This window comes from Bradyrhizobium sp. CB1717 (assembly GCF_029714325.1).
Classification (GTDB): Bacteria; Pseudomonadota; Alphaproteobacteria; order Rhizobiales; family Xanthobacteraceae; genus Bradyrhizobium.
Genome location: NZ_CP121666.1, coordinates 2,327,214 through 2,342,639, shown reverse-complemented (window position 1 = coordinate 2,342,639; position 15,426 = coordinate 2,327,214). Strand labels below are relative to the sequence as shown.

General features: G+C 65.4%; 11 protein-coding genes. 3 read left to right on the top strand and 8 right to left on the bottom strand.

What is annotated here, in order from left to right:
- Positions 1-203: 203 nt before the first annotated feature.
- The 7 genes from QA649_RS11075 to QA649_RS11045 form a co-directional block, all read right to left on the bottom strand.
- Positions 204-2,174: a methyl-accepting chemotaxis protein gene (locus tag QA649_RS11075; RefSeq protein ID WP_283024200.1), complete on the bottom strand. Its 1,971-nt coding sequence runs from the start codon at positions 2,172-2,174 to the stop codon at positions 204-206.
- A gap of 201 nt (positions 2,175-2,375) precedes the next feature.
- Complete coding sequence (locus QA649_RS11070; protein WP_283024199.1) at positions 2,376-4,109, bottom strand: HAMP domain-containing methyl-accepting chemotaxis protein; 1,734 nt, start codon at positions 4,107-4,109, stop codon at positions 2,376-2,378.
- Between the two features lie 201 nt (positions 4,110-4,310).
- Entirely contained in the window at positions 4,311-6,053 is a 1,743-nt protein-coding gene (locus QA649_RS11065; RefSeq protein ID WP_283024198.1) for a HAMP domain-containing methyl-accepting chemotaxis protein, read from the bottom strand.
- Positions 6,054-6,283: 230 nt separating this feature from the next.
- Positions 6,284-6,517, bottom strand: a complete 234-nt coding sequence (locus QA649_RS11060) for a hypothetical protein (RefSeq protein ID WP_018648776.1) — start codon at positions 6,515-6,517, stop codon at positions 6,284-6,286.
- Between the two features lie 163 nt (positions 6,518-6,680).
- On the bottom strand, positions 6,681-7,280 hold the full coding sequence (locus tag QA649_RS11055) for a hypothetical protein (RefSeq protein ID WP_018648777.1): 600 nt from the start codon (positions 7,278-7,280) through the stop codon (positions 6,681-6,683).
- A 113-nt stretch (positions 7,281-7,393) separates the two neighbouring features.
- On the bottom strand, positions 7,394-8,380 hold the full coding sequence (locus QA649_RS11050; RefSeq protein ID WP_283024197.1) for an MDR family oxidoreductase: 987 nt from the start codon (positions 8,378-8,380) through the stop codon (positions 7,394-7,396).
- Between the two features lie 42 nt (positions 8,381-8,422).
- Complete coding sequence (locus QA649_RS11045; RefSeq protein WP_283024196.1) at positions 8,423-9,676, bottom strand: MFS transporter; 1,254 nt, start codon at positions 9,674-9,676, stop codon at positions 8,423-8,425.
- Positions 9,677-9,998: 322 nt separating this feature from the next.
- On the opposite strand from QA649_RS11045, the gene nadA reads away from it, so the two are divergent.
- From nadA to nadC, 3 genes are all read left to right on the top strand, one after another.
- Positions 9,999-11,102 (top strand): quinolinate synthase NadA, encoded by a 1,104-nt coding sequence (gene nadA / locus QA649_RS11040; RefSeq protein WP_283024195.1) that lies wholly within the window; start codon positions 9,999-10,001, stop codon positions 11,100-11,102.
- An 88-nt stretch (positions 11,103-11,190) separates the two neighbouring features.
- A complete protein-coding gene (locus QA649_RS11035) occupies positions 11,191-12,798 on the top strand; it encodes an L-aspartate oxidase (protein WP_283024194.1) in 1,608 nt (535 codons plus the stop codon).
- Between the two features lie 10 nt (positions 12,799-12,808).
- Positions 12,809-13,687, top strand: a complete 879-nt coding sequence (gene nadC, locus QA649_RS11030; protein ID WP_283024193.1) for a carboxylating nicotinate-nucleotide diphosphorylase — start codon at positions 12,809-12,811, stop codon at positions 13,685-13,687.
- A gap of 124 nt (positions 13,688-13,811) precedes the next feature.
- On the opposite strand, the gene QA649_RS11025 is transcribed toward nadC, so the two are convergent.
- Positions 13,812-15,266, bottom strand: coding sequence for a cell wall hydrolase (locus QA649_RS11025; RefSeq protein ID WP_283024192.1), 1,455 nt, complete (start codon positions 15,264-15,266; stop codon positions 13,812-13,814).
- Between the last annotated feature and the right edge of the window lie 160 nt (positions 15,267-15,426).

The window sequence follows — 15,426 nt, the reverse complement described above, 5'->3', positions numbered from 1 at the left end:
AGTCATTCCAACAATGCTGGCTGGTTCTTATCCGGTAGGATTGCGCACATAGTCGCAAACAGGCGTTAACAGGAACCTACGTGAAACTACGGGGCGATCCCGTCCGCGTTATTTTTTCCGCAACAGTTGTTGCGGCCGCGCAGATATCCCGCGGCACTACACCCACACCGCAATGCAACATCGGAACGGCGGCGCCGACATCGTCACGCCGCCCGTACCGACTCCAGGAAGCGCGCGACCTCGCCCTTCAACCGGTTGCTCTCCCGCGACAGCGACTGGGCGGCCGAATGCACCTGCGCCGAGGCGGCTCCGGTCTCGCCGGCGCCGCGCTGGACGTCGCCGATATTCGCCGAGACTTCGGACGTGCCGTGCGCGGCATGCTGGATGTTGCGGGAGATCTCCTGCGTGGCCGCGCCCTGCTCCTCCACCGCGGCGGCGATGGTCGACGAGATCTCCGACATCCGCGCGATGGTATCGCCAATCTCCTTGATCGCGCCGACGGAGTCTTCCGTCGCGGTCTGGATCGCGCCGATGTGCTGACTGATCTCGCCCGTGGCTTTCGCCGTCTGCTCGGCCAGCGCCTTCACTTCGGTCGCGACCACCGCAAATCCCTTGCCGGCTTCGCCGGCACGCGCCGCCTCGATCGTCGCGTTCAGCGCCAGGAGGTTGGTCTGGGCGGCGATGGTGTTGATCAACTCGACCACATCGCCGATGCGGCTCGCCGCCTTCGTCAACTCGGCGACGCGGGCGTTGGTCCGCTCGGCCTGTCCGACCGCGACGTCGGCGACACGCGCCGATTCCTGAACCTGGCGGCTGATCTCGGAGATCGAGGAGGTCATCTCCTCGCTCGCCGACGACACCGACTGCACGTTGGCTGACGCCTCCTCCGAGGCCGCCGCCACGGCGGTTGCGAGCCCGTTGCCGCGTTCGGCGGCCTGCGTCAGCGTGTTGGAGGAGGCCTCGAGCTCGGTTGCCGCCGACGACACGGTCTCGATGATCTCGCCGACCGCGCCTTCGAACGTGTCGGCAAGCCGCCGCATGTCGGCCTTGCGCTGTTCGCGTCCGCGCGCATCCGCCTCCGATTGTTCGACGCGCAGCCGCTCGGCCTCCGCCATGGTGGTCCTGAACACCTCGACGGCGCCGGCCATTTCGCCGATCTCGTCCCTGCGCCCGACGCCGGGAACGGAGATCGAGAGCTCGCCGCGCGCAAGCCGCGTCATCGCACCGACCATGGCACCGAGCGCCTTCGAGATCGAACGTCCGAGCAGAAGGCCGGTCACGGCGAGCACGACGACGGTGATGCCGAAGGCCACGGCCATCCACAAGCGCACGGCCTCGCGGGTCGCGGCCTCGGCCGCGTCAGCCTGCCTGTACATGGCATCGACGGCGACCCGCACCTCGACCATCGCAGGCTCGATTTCGCGGAAGGTCTTCATCATGGCGGCGTCGAGAGCCGCACTCTGCTGTGCGGTCTCGGCCCAGGCCGCGAACTCGGACTGGTATTTCTGAAGCTTGGCCGTGATGTCGTTCATCACCACTGTGGGAATTGCGACGACCTCTATCGCCTTGGAGAATTCAACCGCGGCCTTCTTCACCTCTGCAATGTATTTGGGGTCGCGCCGCAGCATGAAGTCCTTCTCGTGCCGGCGCATCATCAGCATCCAGGTCGTCGTCCTGGGATCGTCGATCTCCTTCAGCTTGGCCTCGATGTCGTGCACCGCGCCGCGAAGCGATCCGGACAGGCCGAGCGTCTCGTTCAGCCCGAGCCTGGTCTCGGCTGCCACCAGTGCGGCGAAGTCGGACGCGTAACGCTTGAAGCCGTCCTGGGCCTGCTTCATCTTCTCGGACAGTGCGCCCATGCCGGCGGCCGCCATCAGCCGCTCCATCTCGTCGAAATCGCGGTTGATCGGCCCGACCAGCTCGGCATGCGCCTTGGCGTAGCTCTCGGTGCGGCGTTGCTGGAAATTCTTCTCGTTACGACGGGCCTCCAGCATGTCGATCGAGAGCTGCTTGTCGAGGTCGGCGATCGCGCGGGTGCGGCTTGCGACGGCGCGGGAGGCATCCTGGGAGAGGCTGCCGATCTCGTAGATCGCGCCGAAGGCGGCAAGACCGACAAGACCGAATAGTCCGATCGCCATGACCTTGTGGGTCAGGCGGATGGAGAGGCCGCTCATCAATGTGCTCCAATACGCTGGGGACGCAATACGCAGAGGGCGACTCAGCGCCCGGAATATTTCGGGCATCATGACCGCGTCGCTTTTCCGGAAGGTTAACCCTGCGCCGCATTCGTCGTGGCGCCGCGGCATGCATACGCGCGAGCGCCGCGCTGCCACGCGCGACAGTTGCAGGCTCGAGCTATGGAAAGACGGGCGCCGTTAGGCGGCGCGGACGGTGCCGAGGAACTTGCCGACCTCGAGCTTGAGACGGTTGCTGTCGCCGGAGAGCATCTGCGCGGCGGACAGCACTTGCGAGGACGCCGAGCCGGTCTCGCTGGCGCCGCGCTGCACGTCAGTGATGTTGGACGACACCTGATGGGTGCCTTCCGCCGCCTGCTGCACGTTGCGGGAAATTTCCTGCGTGGCCGCGCCCTGCTCTTCCACCGCGGCCGCGATCGTCGAGGAGATCTCCGACAGCTTTTCGATGGTGTCGCTGATCTCCTTGATGGCGCCGACCGAATGCTCGGTCGCGGTCTGGATGCTTGCAATCTGATGACCGATCTCGCCGGTTGCCTTCGCCGTCTGCTCTGCGAGCGCCTTCACCTCCGATGCGACCACCGCAAAGCCCTTGCCGGCCTCGCCGGCGCGCGCCGCCTCGATCGTTGCATTGAGCGCCAGCAAATTGGTCTGGCCGGCGATGGTGTTGATCAGCTCGACGACATCGCCGATGCGCGTCGCCGCCTTGGACAGCTCGCTGACGCGCTCGGTCGTGGTGCGCGCCTGGCCCACCGCCTCGTTGGCCACGCGTGCAGATTCCTGCACCTGCCGGCTGATCTCGGTGATCGACGACGACAATTCTTCCGTGGCCGAAGCCACCGACTGCACGTTGGTGGACGCCTCTTCGGAAGCCGCGGCAACCATTGTGGTAAGCTGCTGGCCGCGTTCCGCGGTCGAGGTGAGCGTCGATGCCGAAGCTTCCAGCTCGGTCGCAGCCGATGACACGGTATCAACGATCTCGCCGATCGCGGCCTCGAAACCGTCGGCGAGCCTATGCATCTCGGTCTTGCGCTGCGCAGCTGCGGCCTGGTCCTGCCTGACCTTCGCTTCGGCCTCCTCGCGCGCCTTCTGCTCGGACACGACCTTGAACCTCTCGACGGCCGCAGCGACGCCACCGACCTCGTCCCTGCGGCCGAGCCCGGGCAGCACCACGGAGAAGTCGCCGCCGGCGAGCTTGTCCATCGCAACAGTCAGCGCGCGGATCGGTCGCGCGATGGTGAAGAATGACATCAGCCAGGAGCCGATGAGTATGAGCATCGTGCAGATGCCGACCACGATGCCGAGACGTTCGCTCGCGGACAGCTCCTGCGCCGCGGCGGCAAGTTCTTCCTCGCTTTTGTGCCTGGCAAGATCCGCAATCTCGCTCGTGATCGTATCGAGCTGGGCGGCAATCGGCAGGGTCACCTCACGCGCCAGGCGCGTGCCTTCTTCGGAGAGCTTGGCAGCGGCGGCGGCGTCCGTCGCCGCAAGGGCGATGGCCTCGCCACGAACGGCCGCGTTCTGCTGCGCGCCCTTGAGATAGCCTGCAGACAGGCTCTTGAGCTTTTCCATCCGAGTCCGGTTTTCCGGCACTTGTGACAGCTTCAGCATCGCCTCAGCGACTTTGGTCAACGTTTCGGCGCGCTCGACCAGAGCAGCGCCGGCCTTCTGCAGCTCGGCCGCGTTGCCGGCGAGCCGTATGTCGCGGACGGCGAGCTGCATGCTGCGCGCCGCAAGCTTGGCTTCCACCGCCTCGCGCGCGAGCTCCAGCTGCGCCACCGCGGCCTTGTTGGAGCCCCGCACATTGCCGTTACCGACGAGCTGACTGGCGATGATGCAAACGACCAGGATGATGCCGAGTGCCGACGCGATCGCCAGCTTGGTCCCGATCCGCAGATTCCGAACGAGGCTCAACATTGGTGTTTCCCCAAAGGAATGCGCAGCCGAGTCGTTGTCGGCGGCTCCAGGCGTTGATCGCTCTTGCTCAAAAGGTGAGCGCCAGCCATTCCAAATTGGTTAACATCGCCACCGTGCAAATACTGAACTAGTGCGAAAACCCCTTGAAATTCAGCACGGAATGCGAGCTTAACAAGTTAATCACACGCGGAGATGGGAAGGTCAGGCGGCCCGCACCGTCTCGAGAAATTTCCCGACCTCCAGCTTCAGACGGTTGCTGTCGCCGGACAGCATCTGCGCGGCAGACAGCACCTGCGAGGAGGCCGAGCCGGTTTCACCTGCCCCGCGCTGCACGTCCGTGATGTTGGACGAAACCTGCTGCGTGCCATGCGCGGCCTGCTGCACGTTGCGGGAGATTTCCTGTGTTGCCGCGCCCTGCTCTTCCACCGCGGCCGCGATCGTCGAGGAGATCTCGGACAGCTTTTCGATGGTGTCGCTGATGTCCCTGATGGCGCCGACCGATTCCTGCGTCGCGGCCTGAATGCCGGAGATCTGCTGGCCGATCTCGCCGGTGGCCTTCGCCGTCTGCTCGGCGAGCGCCTTGACCTCCGATGCGACGACGGCAAACCCCTTGCCGGCCTCGCCGGCGCGCGCCGCCTCGATCGTCGCATTGAGCGCCAGCAAATTGGTCTGGCCTGCGATGGTATTGATCAGCTCGACGACATCGCCGATGCGCGTCGCAGCCTTGGACAGTTCGCTGACGCGTTCGGTCGTGGTACGAGCCTGGCCCACCGCCTCGTTGGCCACCCGTGCAGATTCCTGCACCTGTCGGCTGATCTCGGTGATCGAGGACGACAACTCTTCCGTGGCCGAGGCCACCGACTGCACGTTGGTCGAGGCTTCTTCCGAGGCTGCCGCGACCACGGTCGTGAGCTGTTGCGTACGCTCCGCGGTCGAGGAGAGCGTGGTGGCGGACGCTTCGAGCTCGGTCGAGGCCGATGACACCGTCCCGACGATCTCGCCGACGGCGCCTTCGAAACTGTCGGCAAGCCTGCGCATCTCCGATTTGCGTTGCTCGGCTGCGATCTGATCCTGCCGCATCTTGGCTTCGGCTTCCTCGCGCGCCCTCTGCTCGGACACGATCTTGAATTTCTCGACGGCGCCCGCGACCTCGCCGACCTCGTCCTTGCGGCCGAGACCCGGCAGAATCACCGAGAAATCACCTCCGGCAAGCTTCTCCATCGCCGACGTCAGCGCGCGCATGGGCCGCGCGATGCTGAAGACGGAGAAGATGCATGCGCCGATCAGGACCAGCGCGACCAGCACACCGGTGATGAGCGATACCCGGGCAACGGAGGTGGCCTCGGCTTCCGCCTCCGCACGCGCTGCGGTGCTGCTCTGCTTGGCAAGATTGATGATCTCGTTGGTCAGTTCCGAAATCTCTTCGTTGATCGGCGCCAGGGTTTCCTTGCGGATGCGGCTGACTTCGGCCGCGAGCCTGGCGTGCTCCGCCGCCGCTTCGCCGTCCTTCTTGCCGTCGAGCGCGAGCTCCTGCTTGCGGATGGCTTCGATCTTCTGCTCGCCCTTGCCGAAATTGCCGATCAGCACGGTCAGCCGATCGATCCGCTTCTGGTTCTCAGGCGAGTGCGACAGCTTTGCCATCTCTTCCGAGAATTTCAGCGCCGCCGTCTGGCGATCGCCGAAATAGGTGACGGCCTTCTGCATCTCGGCCGGTGAGGACGAGGTCAGGATGTCGCGAATGCCGATCTGCATCCCGCGCACCGACGCCTTCGCCTCCGCGGCGTTTTGCGCGATCGCCTGCTGTCCCGATGCGGCGTTGCTGAGCCGCTGGACTTCGGTGCCACCGCTCGTCTGGAGGAAGATCATCAGCGCGACGAGGGCGATGGTCAGCGCGGAGGTGACGGCGAGCTTGGTGCCAATTCGCAGGTTCTGAATGAACGACATTGAAGCAATCCCGGATACGCATTGCCACGCCGATGCGCGTGAGCAGCCCGGGAAGGCTAACCGCGAGGTTCCTCATTAACGTTAAGTGAGAGCGCCCGGGGCTGGGTAGAAATACTGAAAAAGCTACTCAAACCACGGGACTTGCACACTTTTCGCGTGCAGTGAATTTGCACTTCGCGGATTTTGCGGACAATACGTCCGTTAACGGACCGACCCGTTGTTGAGTCTCGTCAGCTCACCGTCTCGCCCACGATGCTGATGCGGAACACCGGCTCCTTGTTCTCGTCGAGCAGCTCCATGCTCCACTTCGCATTCGGCTTCATGCTGCGCGCGATCCCGCCGAGCAGATTGGCGCAGACCTCGGTCATCTCCGTCCACGCGGCGGCGCGATCGTCGAACTCGTAGGGTTGATCGGCGGCGCCGGAGTAGCGACCGGTACTGATGCGGAAGAAGTACAGCGACATCGTTGAACCCTTGTCTAGGGCCGCGTCCCCCGGCCGTACGCAAACTGGGACGCGAACAGCTACCAACGCATGAAAGCCGCCGTCCGTATGACTACGGCGCGCGCGGCTTGATGTTCGATGGACATATGCAACGGCAAGACGCGGATTGGCCCGCGCCGCCGGCTCACTGGGTAGAGCGACGCAGCTCCAGCGGGCCCTCGTTCCTGGCGGGTTCCGACTTCGCTTCGGCCTTCACCGGCTCGAGCCGGCTGCTCTCGACACGCGGCGTCTCGACGCGCGCGGCAACCTCGGTACTCGAGGAGGCGACCGAACCAGTGTGCTCCGACGAGCGCAGCGAACGCGGACGCGCCACCGCGCGCGCCATCAGCATCTGATTGCCGCCCTGGTGATGGAAGTCGCAATAGGCGAAGCCCATGCCCGATACCGAGCCGCGGAAGCTGCGCTCGTCGGTCTTTTCCAGGTTGAAGCAGGGCTCGAACGGAATGCCCTTGATCGAGGCGCAGACGTTCTGGCCGCGGATCTGGAGGGTGTTGCCGGGCAGGCGGAGATGTTTCACCGGGCCTGAGCCCGAGAACTGCACGGCGCCGGCAGCACCGAGGTCGTCGAGTATGCGGCCCGCGCCGCGGGTGCCGTCGAAACAGGTGAAGGCGAATACCTTGCCGGCGACGAAGCGGCGCGCCTCGTCGGCGTTCATGCTTCCAGCAATGGCCGGCGCAAACGTCGCTGCCGCCGTGACAGCCCCCAACACAATACGCGCAAGCATGCTCTACTCCGAACCAACCCCCGCAGCGGGCGATGCCTTATCTCTTTACCCGCTGCTTACCATACCAACCAAGGCAACATTGAAGCAGCTTGGTTGGTAAAGTCTGAACGCCGTTAGAGAATTTTTACCACGACGCGGCCGCGGACCTGGCCGGCCAGGATTTTCGCGCCCCATTCGGAAACCTGATCCAACGAAATTTCCTGAGTGATTTCAGATAGTTTCGTCCGATCCAGATCCGAAGCCAGACGCTGCCAGGCAGCTTTTCGCGGCTCGATCGGGCACATCACGGAATCGATGCCGAGAAGGCACACTCCGCGCAAAATGAAAGGCGCGACGGAAGACGGCAGGTCCATACCGGCCGCCAGGCCGCAGGCGGCGATCGCGCCGCCGTACTTCGTCATCGACAGGAGATTCGCCAGCGTGGTCGAGCCGACACTGTCGACGCCGCCCGCCCAGCGCTCCTTGGCGAGAGGCTTGGCCGGGGCCGACAGCTCGTTGCGGTCGATGACCTCCGCCGCGCCGATCTCTTTCAGGTAGTCGGCTTCCGCTGCGCGGCCGGTCGAAGCGATGACGTGGTAGCCGAGCTTGGACAGTACGGCGGTGGCGACCGAGCCGACGCCGCCGGCTGCGCCCGTCACCACCACGGGACCGCTCTTCGGCGACAGGCCGTGCTTCTCCAGCGCCAGCACCGAGAGCATGGCGGTGAAGCCGGCCGTGCCGATCGCCATGGCGTCGCGCGCAGACAGGCCCTGCGGCAGGGCGACCAGCCAGTCGCCCTTCACTCGCGCCTTCTCGGCATAGGCGCCGAGATGCGTCTCGCCCATACCCCAGCCGGTGCAGACGACCTTGTCGCCGGCCTTCCATTGCGGATGCGAGGACGCTTCGACCGTGCCGGCAAAGTCGATGCCGGCGATCATCGGGAAGCGGCGCACCACCGGCGCCTTGCCTGTCAGTGCAAGGCCGTCCTTGTAGTTCAGCGTCGACCATTCGACGCGGACGGTGACGTCGCCCTCCATCAGCTCGGCTTCGTCGAACTGCGCGAGCTGCGCAGTGGTGCCCTTGTCCGCCTTGTCGACCCGGATCGCCTTGAATGTGGCCACGACTGCACTCCCTGACTTTGTTTGTCGGGGATGTTTAGCCGATCAGGCCGGCTGCGCAACCGCCCGCTGGACCGGTTTCTCCACGATCGGAAGATTGATCAGCGCCGAGAGCACGCCGAACAGGATCGAGAGCCACCATATCGGCGTGTAGGAACCGAACTTCTCGAACACGATACCGCCGAGCCAGACGCCGAGGAAGCCGCCGACCTGATGGCTGACGAAGGCAAAGCCATAGAGCGTCGCGAGCCAGCGCGTGCCGAACATCAGCGCCACCAGCGCCGAGGTCGGCGGCACCGTCGACAGCCAGGTCAGGCCGGAGATCGCGCCGAACGCAATCGCCGAGAACGGCGTGATCGGGAACGAGATGAAGGCAAGCGTCGCAAGCGCACGCGTGAAATAGATGGTCGAGAGGATGTAGCGCTTGGGCAGGTAGTTCTGGAGATAGCCGACACTGAGCGAGCCGATGATGTTGAACAGGCCGATCGCCGCGATCACCCAGCCGCCGGTTTGCGTCGAGATGCCGCGATCGACCAGGAAGGCCGGCAGATGCACGGTGATGAAGGCGAGCTGGAAGCCGCAGGTGAAGAAGCCGAGCACTAGCAGGACGTAGGAGCGATGGCCGAAAGCTTCGGCGAGCGCTTTGGTGAAGGTCTGGTCATCCGCTTGCATCGTGCTGCCGGCAGCTGCGGCCCGCGGCGTGGAGAGCGCCAGCGACAGCGGGATGATCAGCAGCATCAGGAAGCCGAACACGGTGAGCGCCTGCTGCCAGCCGAAATTGTCGATGAGTGCGACGCCGATCGGCGCGAACAGGAACTGGCCGAACGAGCCTGCCGCGGTGCCGGCGCCGAGCGCAAGGCCGCGCTTCTCAGCCGGCAGGAGTTTCGTGAACGCCGACAGCACCAGATTGAACGAGCAGCCGGCGAGACCAAAGCCGACCATCACGCCAGCACCGATATTCAGCGACAGCGGCGTCGAGGAATAGCGCATCAGGAGCAGGCCGCCGGCATAGAGCAGCGCACCGACGCACATCACCCGAAACAGGCCGAAGCGATCGGCGACCGCGCCGGCGAAGGGTTGGCCCAGGCCCCACAACAGGTTCTGCACAGCGATCGCGAGGCCGAACACGTCGCGGCCCCAGGCGAACTCATGGCTCATCGGCTGCACGAAGAAGCCGAGCGCCGAGCGCGGGCCGAAGCCGAGCATGCCGATGGCGCAGCCGCAGAGAATGATGATCGCCGGTGTGCGCCAGGTGGAGGAACGCGCGACCGGACCGAGCTCGCCCGCTGATGTCGACATGGTGTGCTCCTTGTCTGTCGTTGGCGGTCCGGAATAGGCAGCCGCGAGCCAGCTCGTTTAATGCATTTGCATGAAAACCCCAAGTCAAAAGCGGTTGCATTCCACGAAGGGCTGTCGCGGGAGCATTGCATTTCAATGAGGCCTCGCCTGACGGGAATGTGTGCGGCAGGGCCTAGCGATCCTTCGCGGCGTGTGTTATCTTTGATTTACTCATCTTGAGCATATTAGGGTGTCAATGAAGTCTGCTCCGGCCCTCGGGCCGGATTAATCAGGCCCAATATATACTCAATCTGAGCATAAATGACATGAAACGGAGGCTTTGATGCCAATCACTGGAATTTACGGCCCCGACGATTTTGCCAACCGGCCGCAGGGCCAGGTCATCACCTCCCACCGCGCCGCGCCGGCGCCGGGATCCGTGCTGCCGATGCCGTCACTGGAATGGACTGACGACGTCGAGCGCGCCACCGCGCCGCTCTATGAGCGCGTGAAGCACGTGATCCCGCCGATCGAATGGCCGCTGATGGCGCCGACGATTCACGCGATCAACGAGCTGAAGCGCGCACGGAACGCGGTGATCCTCGCGCACAACTACCAGGCGCCGGAGATCTTCCACTGCGTCGCCGATATCGGCGGCGACTCGCTCCAGCTCGCGATCGAGGCCACCAAGGTGAAGGCCGACACCATCGTCCAGTGCGGCGTGCACTTCATGGCCGAGACGTCGAAGCTGCTCAACCCGGAGAAGACGGTGCTCATCCCGGATTCGCGTGCCGGCTGCTCGCTCGCCGCCAGCATCACCGGCGCCGACGTCCGCCTGCTCCGTGAAAAATTTCCCGGCGTGCCGGTCGTCGCCTATGTCAACACCTCGGCGGAGGTGAAGGCCGAGGTAGACATCTGCTGCACCTCGTCGAACGCGGTGCAGGTGGTCGAGAGCCTGAATGCGCCGACCGTGATCTTCCTGCCCGACCGCTATCTCGCGACCTACGTCGCCTCGAAGACCGACGTCAAGATCATCGCCTGGAAGGGTGCCTGCGAGGTGCATGAGCGGTTCAAGGGCGAAGAGCTGCGCGCGTTTCGCGAGGCTGATCCGACGGTGCAGATCATCGCGCATCCCGAATGTCCGCCGGACGTGCTGGCGGAGGCCGACTTCACCGGCTCGACCGCGCACATGATCAACTGGGTGCGCAACAAGCGGCCGCGACGGCTGGTGATGATCACGGAGTGCTCGATGGCCGACAATGTCCGCGCCGAGCTGCCTGATGTGGAGATGCTGCGCCCCTGCAATCTCTGCCCGCACATGAAGCGCATCACGCTCGCGAACATTTTGCAGAGCCTGCTGACGCTTGGCGAGGAGGTCACGATCGATCCCGTGCTTGCGGAGCGGGCGCGGCGATCGGTGGAGCGGATGATCAACCTGAAGAATTGAGCATCAAGCAGCAGCAACACCCACAGTGTCGTCGCGGCCTAGCGCGCAATTGCGCGCGAGGGGCCGGGACGACGATGAGGAGAAAGCCATGACAAACAACATCCACAACCTCACCCGCAGTACCGACGACGTCGTCATCGTCGGTGGCGGCCTTGCCGGACTGTTTTGCGCGCTGAAGCTGGCACCGCGGCCGGTGACGCTGATCTCGGCGGCGCCGCTCGGACAGGGCGCCTCGTCCGCATGGGCGCAAGGCGGCATCGCTGCGGCCGTAGCCGAGGGCGATACGCCGGAAGCCCACGCCGCGGATACGATCGCCGTCGGCGGCGGCCTCGTCGACGAAGCCGTCGCGCTCGGCATTGCGCAAGAGGCTGCGCCGCGCATCCACGATCTTCTTGCCTATGGCGTACCGTTCGACCGCGATCTCGAAGGAAAGCTCGCGGTGGGGCGGGAAGCTGCGCATTCGGCCCGGCGCATCGTGCATGTGCGTGGCGATGGGGCGGGCGCTGCGATCATCGCAGCCTTGAGCGAGGCGGTGCGCCGCACGCCGTCGATCCGCATCATCGAAGGCCTGGTCGCGGAATCGCTGCTGACCGGGGACGGCGCCGTCACTGGCCTGCAGCTGCGCGAAGCTGGCAATGTCGCTGCTCGATCGGTCCTGCTCGCCTCGCGCGTGGTGGTGCTGGCGACGGGCGGCCTCGGTCATCTCTATGACGTCACCACCAATCCAATGGAAGCCAGCGGCTCGGGCCTTGCGATCGCAGCCCGCGCCGGCGCGGTAATTGCCGATCCTGAGTTCGTGCAGTTCCACCCCACCGCCATCATGGTCGGCCGCGATCCGGCACCGCTCGCGACCGAAGCGCTGCGCGGCGAAGGCGCGACGCTGATCAACAGCCATGGCGAGCGCATCATGCTGGCGCGCCATCCGCTCGCCGAGCTTGCGCCGCGCGACATCGTGGCCCGCGGCGTGTTCGCCGAGATCGCAGCCGGGCGCGGCGCCTTCCTCGATGCACGGGAGGCGCTGGGCGCGCGCTTCGCCGAAAAATTTCCGACGGTGCATGCGAGCTGCATTGCCGCCGGGATCGATCCCGCGAGACAAGCCATCCCGATCGCGCCGGCCGCGCATTACCACATGGGCGGCATCGCGGTGGATGCGCGCGGCCGCAGCTCGATCGACGGGCTCTGGGCCGGCGGCGAAGTATCGTCCACCGGCGCGCACGGCGCCAACCGGCTCGCGTCCAACTCGCTGCTGGAGGCGGTGGTCTACGCCGCACGCATCGCCGACGACATCGCCGGCCGCACGGTGCCCTCGCCTGCCCGCCTCCCCGACGCAATCGTGACGCCGCGCGGCGGCGCGCCGGATGCAGCTGACATACGACGGCTGCGCGCAATGATGAGCGCGCATGTCGGCGTAATCCGCGATGGCAATGGGCTTGCAGTAGCAATACGCAGCTTTGCCGCGCTCGAGAGTGAGGCCGCCAGCATCACGGTGCGCAATATGGCGATCTCAGCCCTGCTCGTTGCCACTGCGGCCTGGACGCGGCGCGAGAGCCGCGGCGCGCATTTCCGTTCCGATCATCCGGCCGATAACCCCGCGCTGGCACAGAGAACGATGACCACGCTCGCCGCAGCGCGCGAGGTCGCGGAGAGCCTGAGCAAGCGTCCGCTGCCGCGCATTGCGCAACCCCTGATCGCCTGAAGGAGCCTCCATGATCATCCCGACCTCACTGCTCTATCCCGATGCCTTCCTCTCGCCGCTCGCCATCGATGAGGCCGTCAATCGCGCCCTCGACGAAGACCTCGGCCGCGCCGGCGACATCACCTCGCTGGCGACGATCCCGGAGGCAACCAGGGCGCAGGCCATCCTGGTCGCACGCCAGGCCGGCGTGATCGCCGGACTGCCGCTGGCGCTGGCGACGCTGCAAAAGCTCTCCTCCGACATCGAGGTGCGCGCCCATGTCCGCGACGCCGCACGCGTTGCTCGCGGGCAGCAGGTGCTGACCATCACGGGTCCCGCGCGCGCCATTCTCACCGCGGAGCGGACCGCGCTGAACTTTGTCGGCCGCCTGTCGGGCATAGCCACGCTCACGGCGGACTATGTCGCGCGCACCGAAGGCACCAGGATGCGCATCTGTTGCACGCGAAAAACCACGCCGGGACTGCGCGCGCTGGAGAAATACGCGGTGCGCTGCGGCGGCGGCTTCAACCATCGCTTCGGTCTCGATGACGCGATCCTGATCAAGGACAATCACATCGCGGTCGCCGGCGGCATCCGTCCCGTACTGGAGCGCGCCCGCGCCCATGCCGGCCATCTCGTCAAGATCGAGATCGAGGTGGATACGCTGATCCAGCTGCGCGAGGTGCTCGACACCGGAATGGCTGATGCCGTGCTGCTCGACAATATGGACCTTGCGACACTGCGCGAGGCCGTGGGGATCAACGAGGGCCGCCTCAAGCTGGAGGCGTCAGGCGGTGTCACGCTGGACTCGATTGCGGCCATCGCGGCGACCGGCGTCGACTATGCGTCCTCCGGCGCCCTGACGCATTCAGCGCCGAACTTCGACTGCGCGTTGGATATCGAGGCGTGAGACGGTCTACTCCCTCTCCCCGTTCTTACGGGGAGAGGGTCGGGGTGAGGGGCCTCTCTCCATGCGTGAGATCTTCGAGAGACCTGTACCCCCTCACCCGGATCGCTAAAGCGATCCGGCCTCTCTAGCGCCGCTCCGTGTTGCCCATCTCGGCGGAGCTCTTGGCTTCCTGCGCGAGTTCAGCCGAAAGTGCGGCGGTTTGCGCCGGAGTTCCCCAGCTCGGTTCCTCGCTGCCGTCGCCCCAGTTGCGCGGCCGATAGAAGGTGTGCACGCCGGTCTTGTACATCTTCTTCATCTCGGCGACCCAGGACGGGCGCACCCAATAGGCGTGGTAGTGCGTCGACTTGCCGACCTCGGGCAGCCAGATCTGGCCATCGAGCATCGCCTTCGAGATCTTCTTCGCACGCTCCCACATCTCGGGCTCGCGGATCACATCGGGATTGTTGTCGCAAGCAAAAGTGAACTGGCAGGCGAAATGGCGGTGCTTGTTCTGATAGACCGCGCCGCACACGGTGTCGGGATATTTGCCCGAGAATACGCGGTTCATCACCACCTGCGCCACCGCGATCTGGCCGCGCACGGCCTCGCCGCGGGATTCGAAATAGACGGCCTCGGCGAGGCACTTCTCCGACTTCGCGCGCGACTTGTCGTCGAGCGCGAGTCGCTCCGCCGGCGACTTGGCGCGCTGGTTGTCGGCGTTGACCTCGCCCTTCGGCGCGACGCTTTCGCCGCTCTCGATGTCCTGGGCGATCTCCGCCGTCGGCGGGGTCAGCGACGCCGTGACCTTCATGTCGGGGTCGGGCATCACGATCAGCGGCTCGGCGCCGGGCTGCCAGCTCTCGATGCTCTCGAGATTGCCGCCGAGCGAGGAACTGCCGAAGAACAGGCTCGAGGTCTTGACGCTGAACGGATCGCGCACGGGAGTCGTCGGCGCAGTCGCTCGCTTCAGCGCCTCCAGCGGCTGCACCGCGAACGAGCGTGCAACGTCGCTGGCCTGCGGAGGATTGGCATATTGCGGCAACGGCGGCGCACGCAGCGCTTCCGCAAGCTCCGGGTCGAGCGCGGCCGCGGACTCCGGCGACATCGCTTGCGGCAATGCAGCGGTCTTGGCGCCGAACACCGAGCTGTTCGACGTCGCGGGATCTTCCGGCGCGGGTGCCGCGGCCGGTGGCGCGATCTCCGGAGCCTGCGCAGGTGTAACGGTTGCGAGGCGATCACCCTTCAGCGCGCGATCGACCTTGGGAAAATCTGCGGCCTGATAGCGCGGCGCGGCCTGGAGCGCCGGATTGCGGCTGATCGCGCCGGTGACGTCGCGGCCATCGATGCTTGCGAGGCGAACCATCGCGCTCTGCGGAACCGAAGTGCCGATGGGGCGGGAGAAGCTGTAGGTGGCGAGCTGGATCGAGGACGCCGCGGAGAACACCTGCTTCTGCCAACGCTCGGCGACGCCGGGCTGACGCGCCAGCAGAGAGGCAATGTCCTGATAGCCGGTCTCTCTCGGCATCAATGCGAAGATGCAGAGACCGATGCCGAAGGACGCGAACCGCGCGCCCTTCGGATGCTTACGCAACACTGACATCGATACGCTCACGCTACGCTTACGCTCGTCTGATCGAACTCAGTACATCCGTGCAATTCGATCTTTATCGTAAGTATCCAATTTAGGTTGCCGGGGCGTTAATCGGCGTTGCGCGCGCGGCACACTCAAGCGATTGCAGGTGTTTTCACGGGGCGACGAT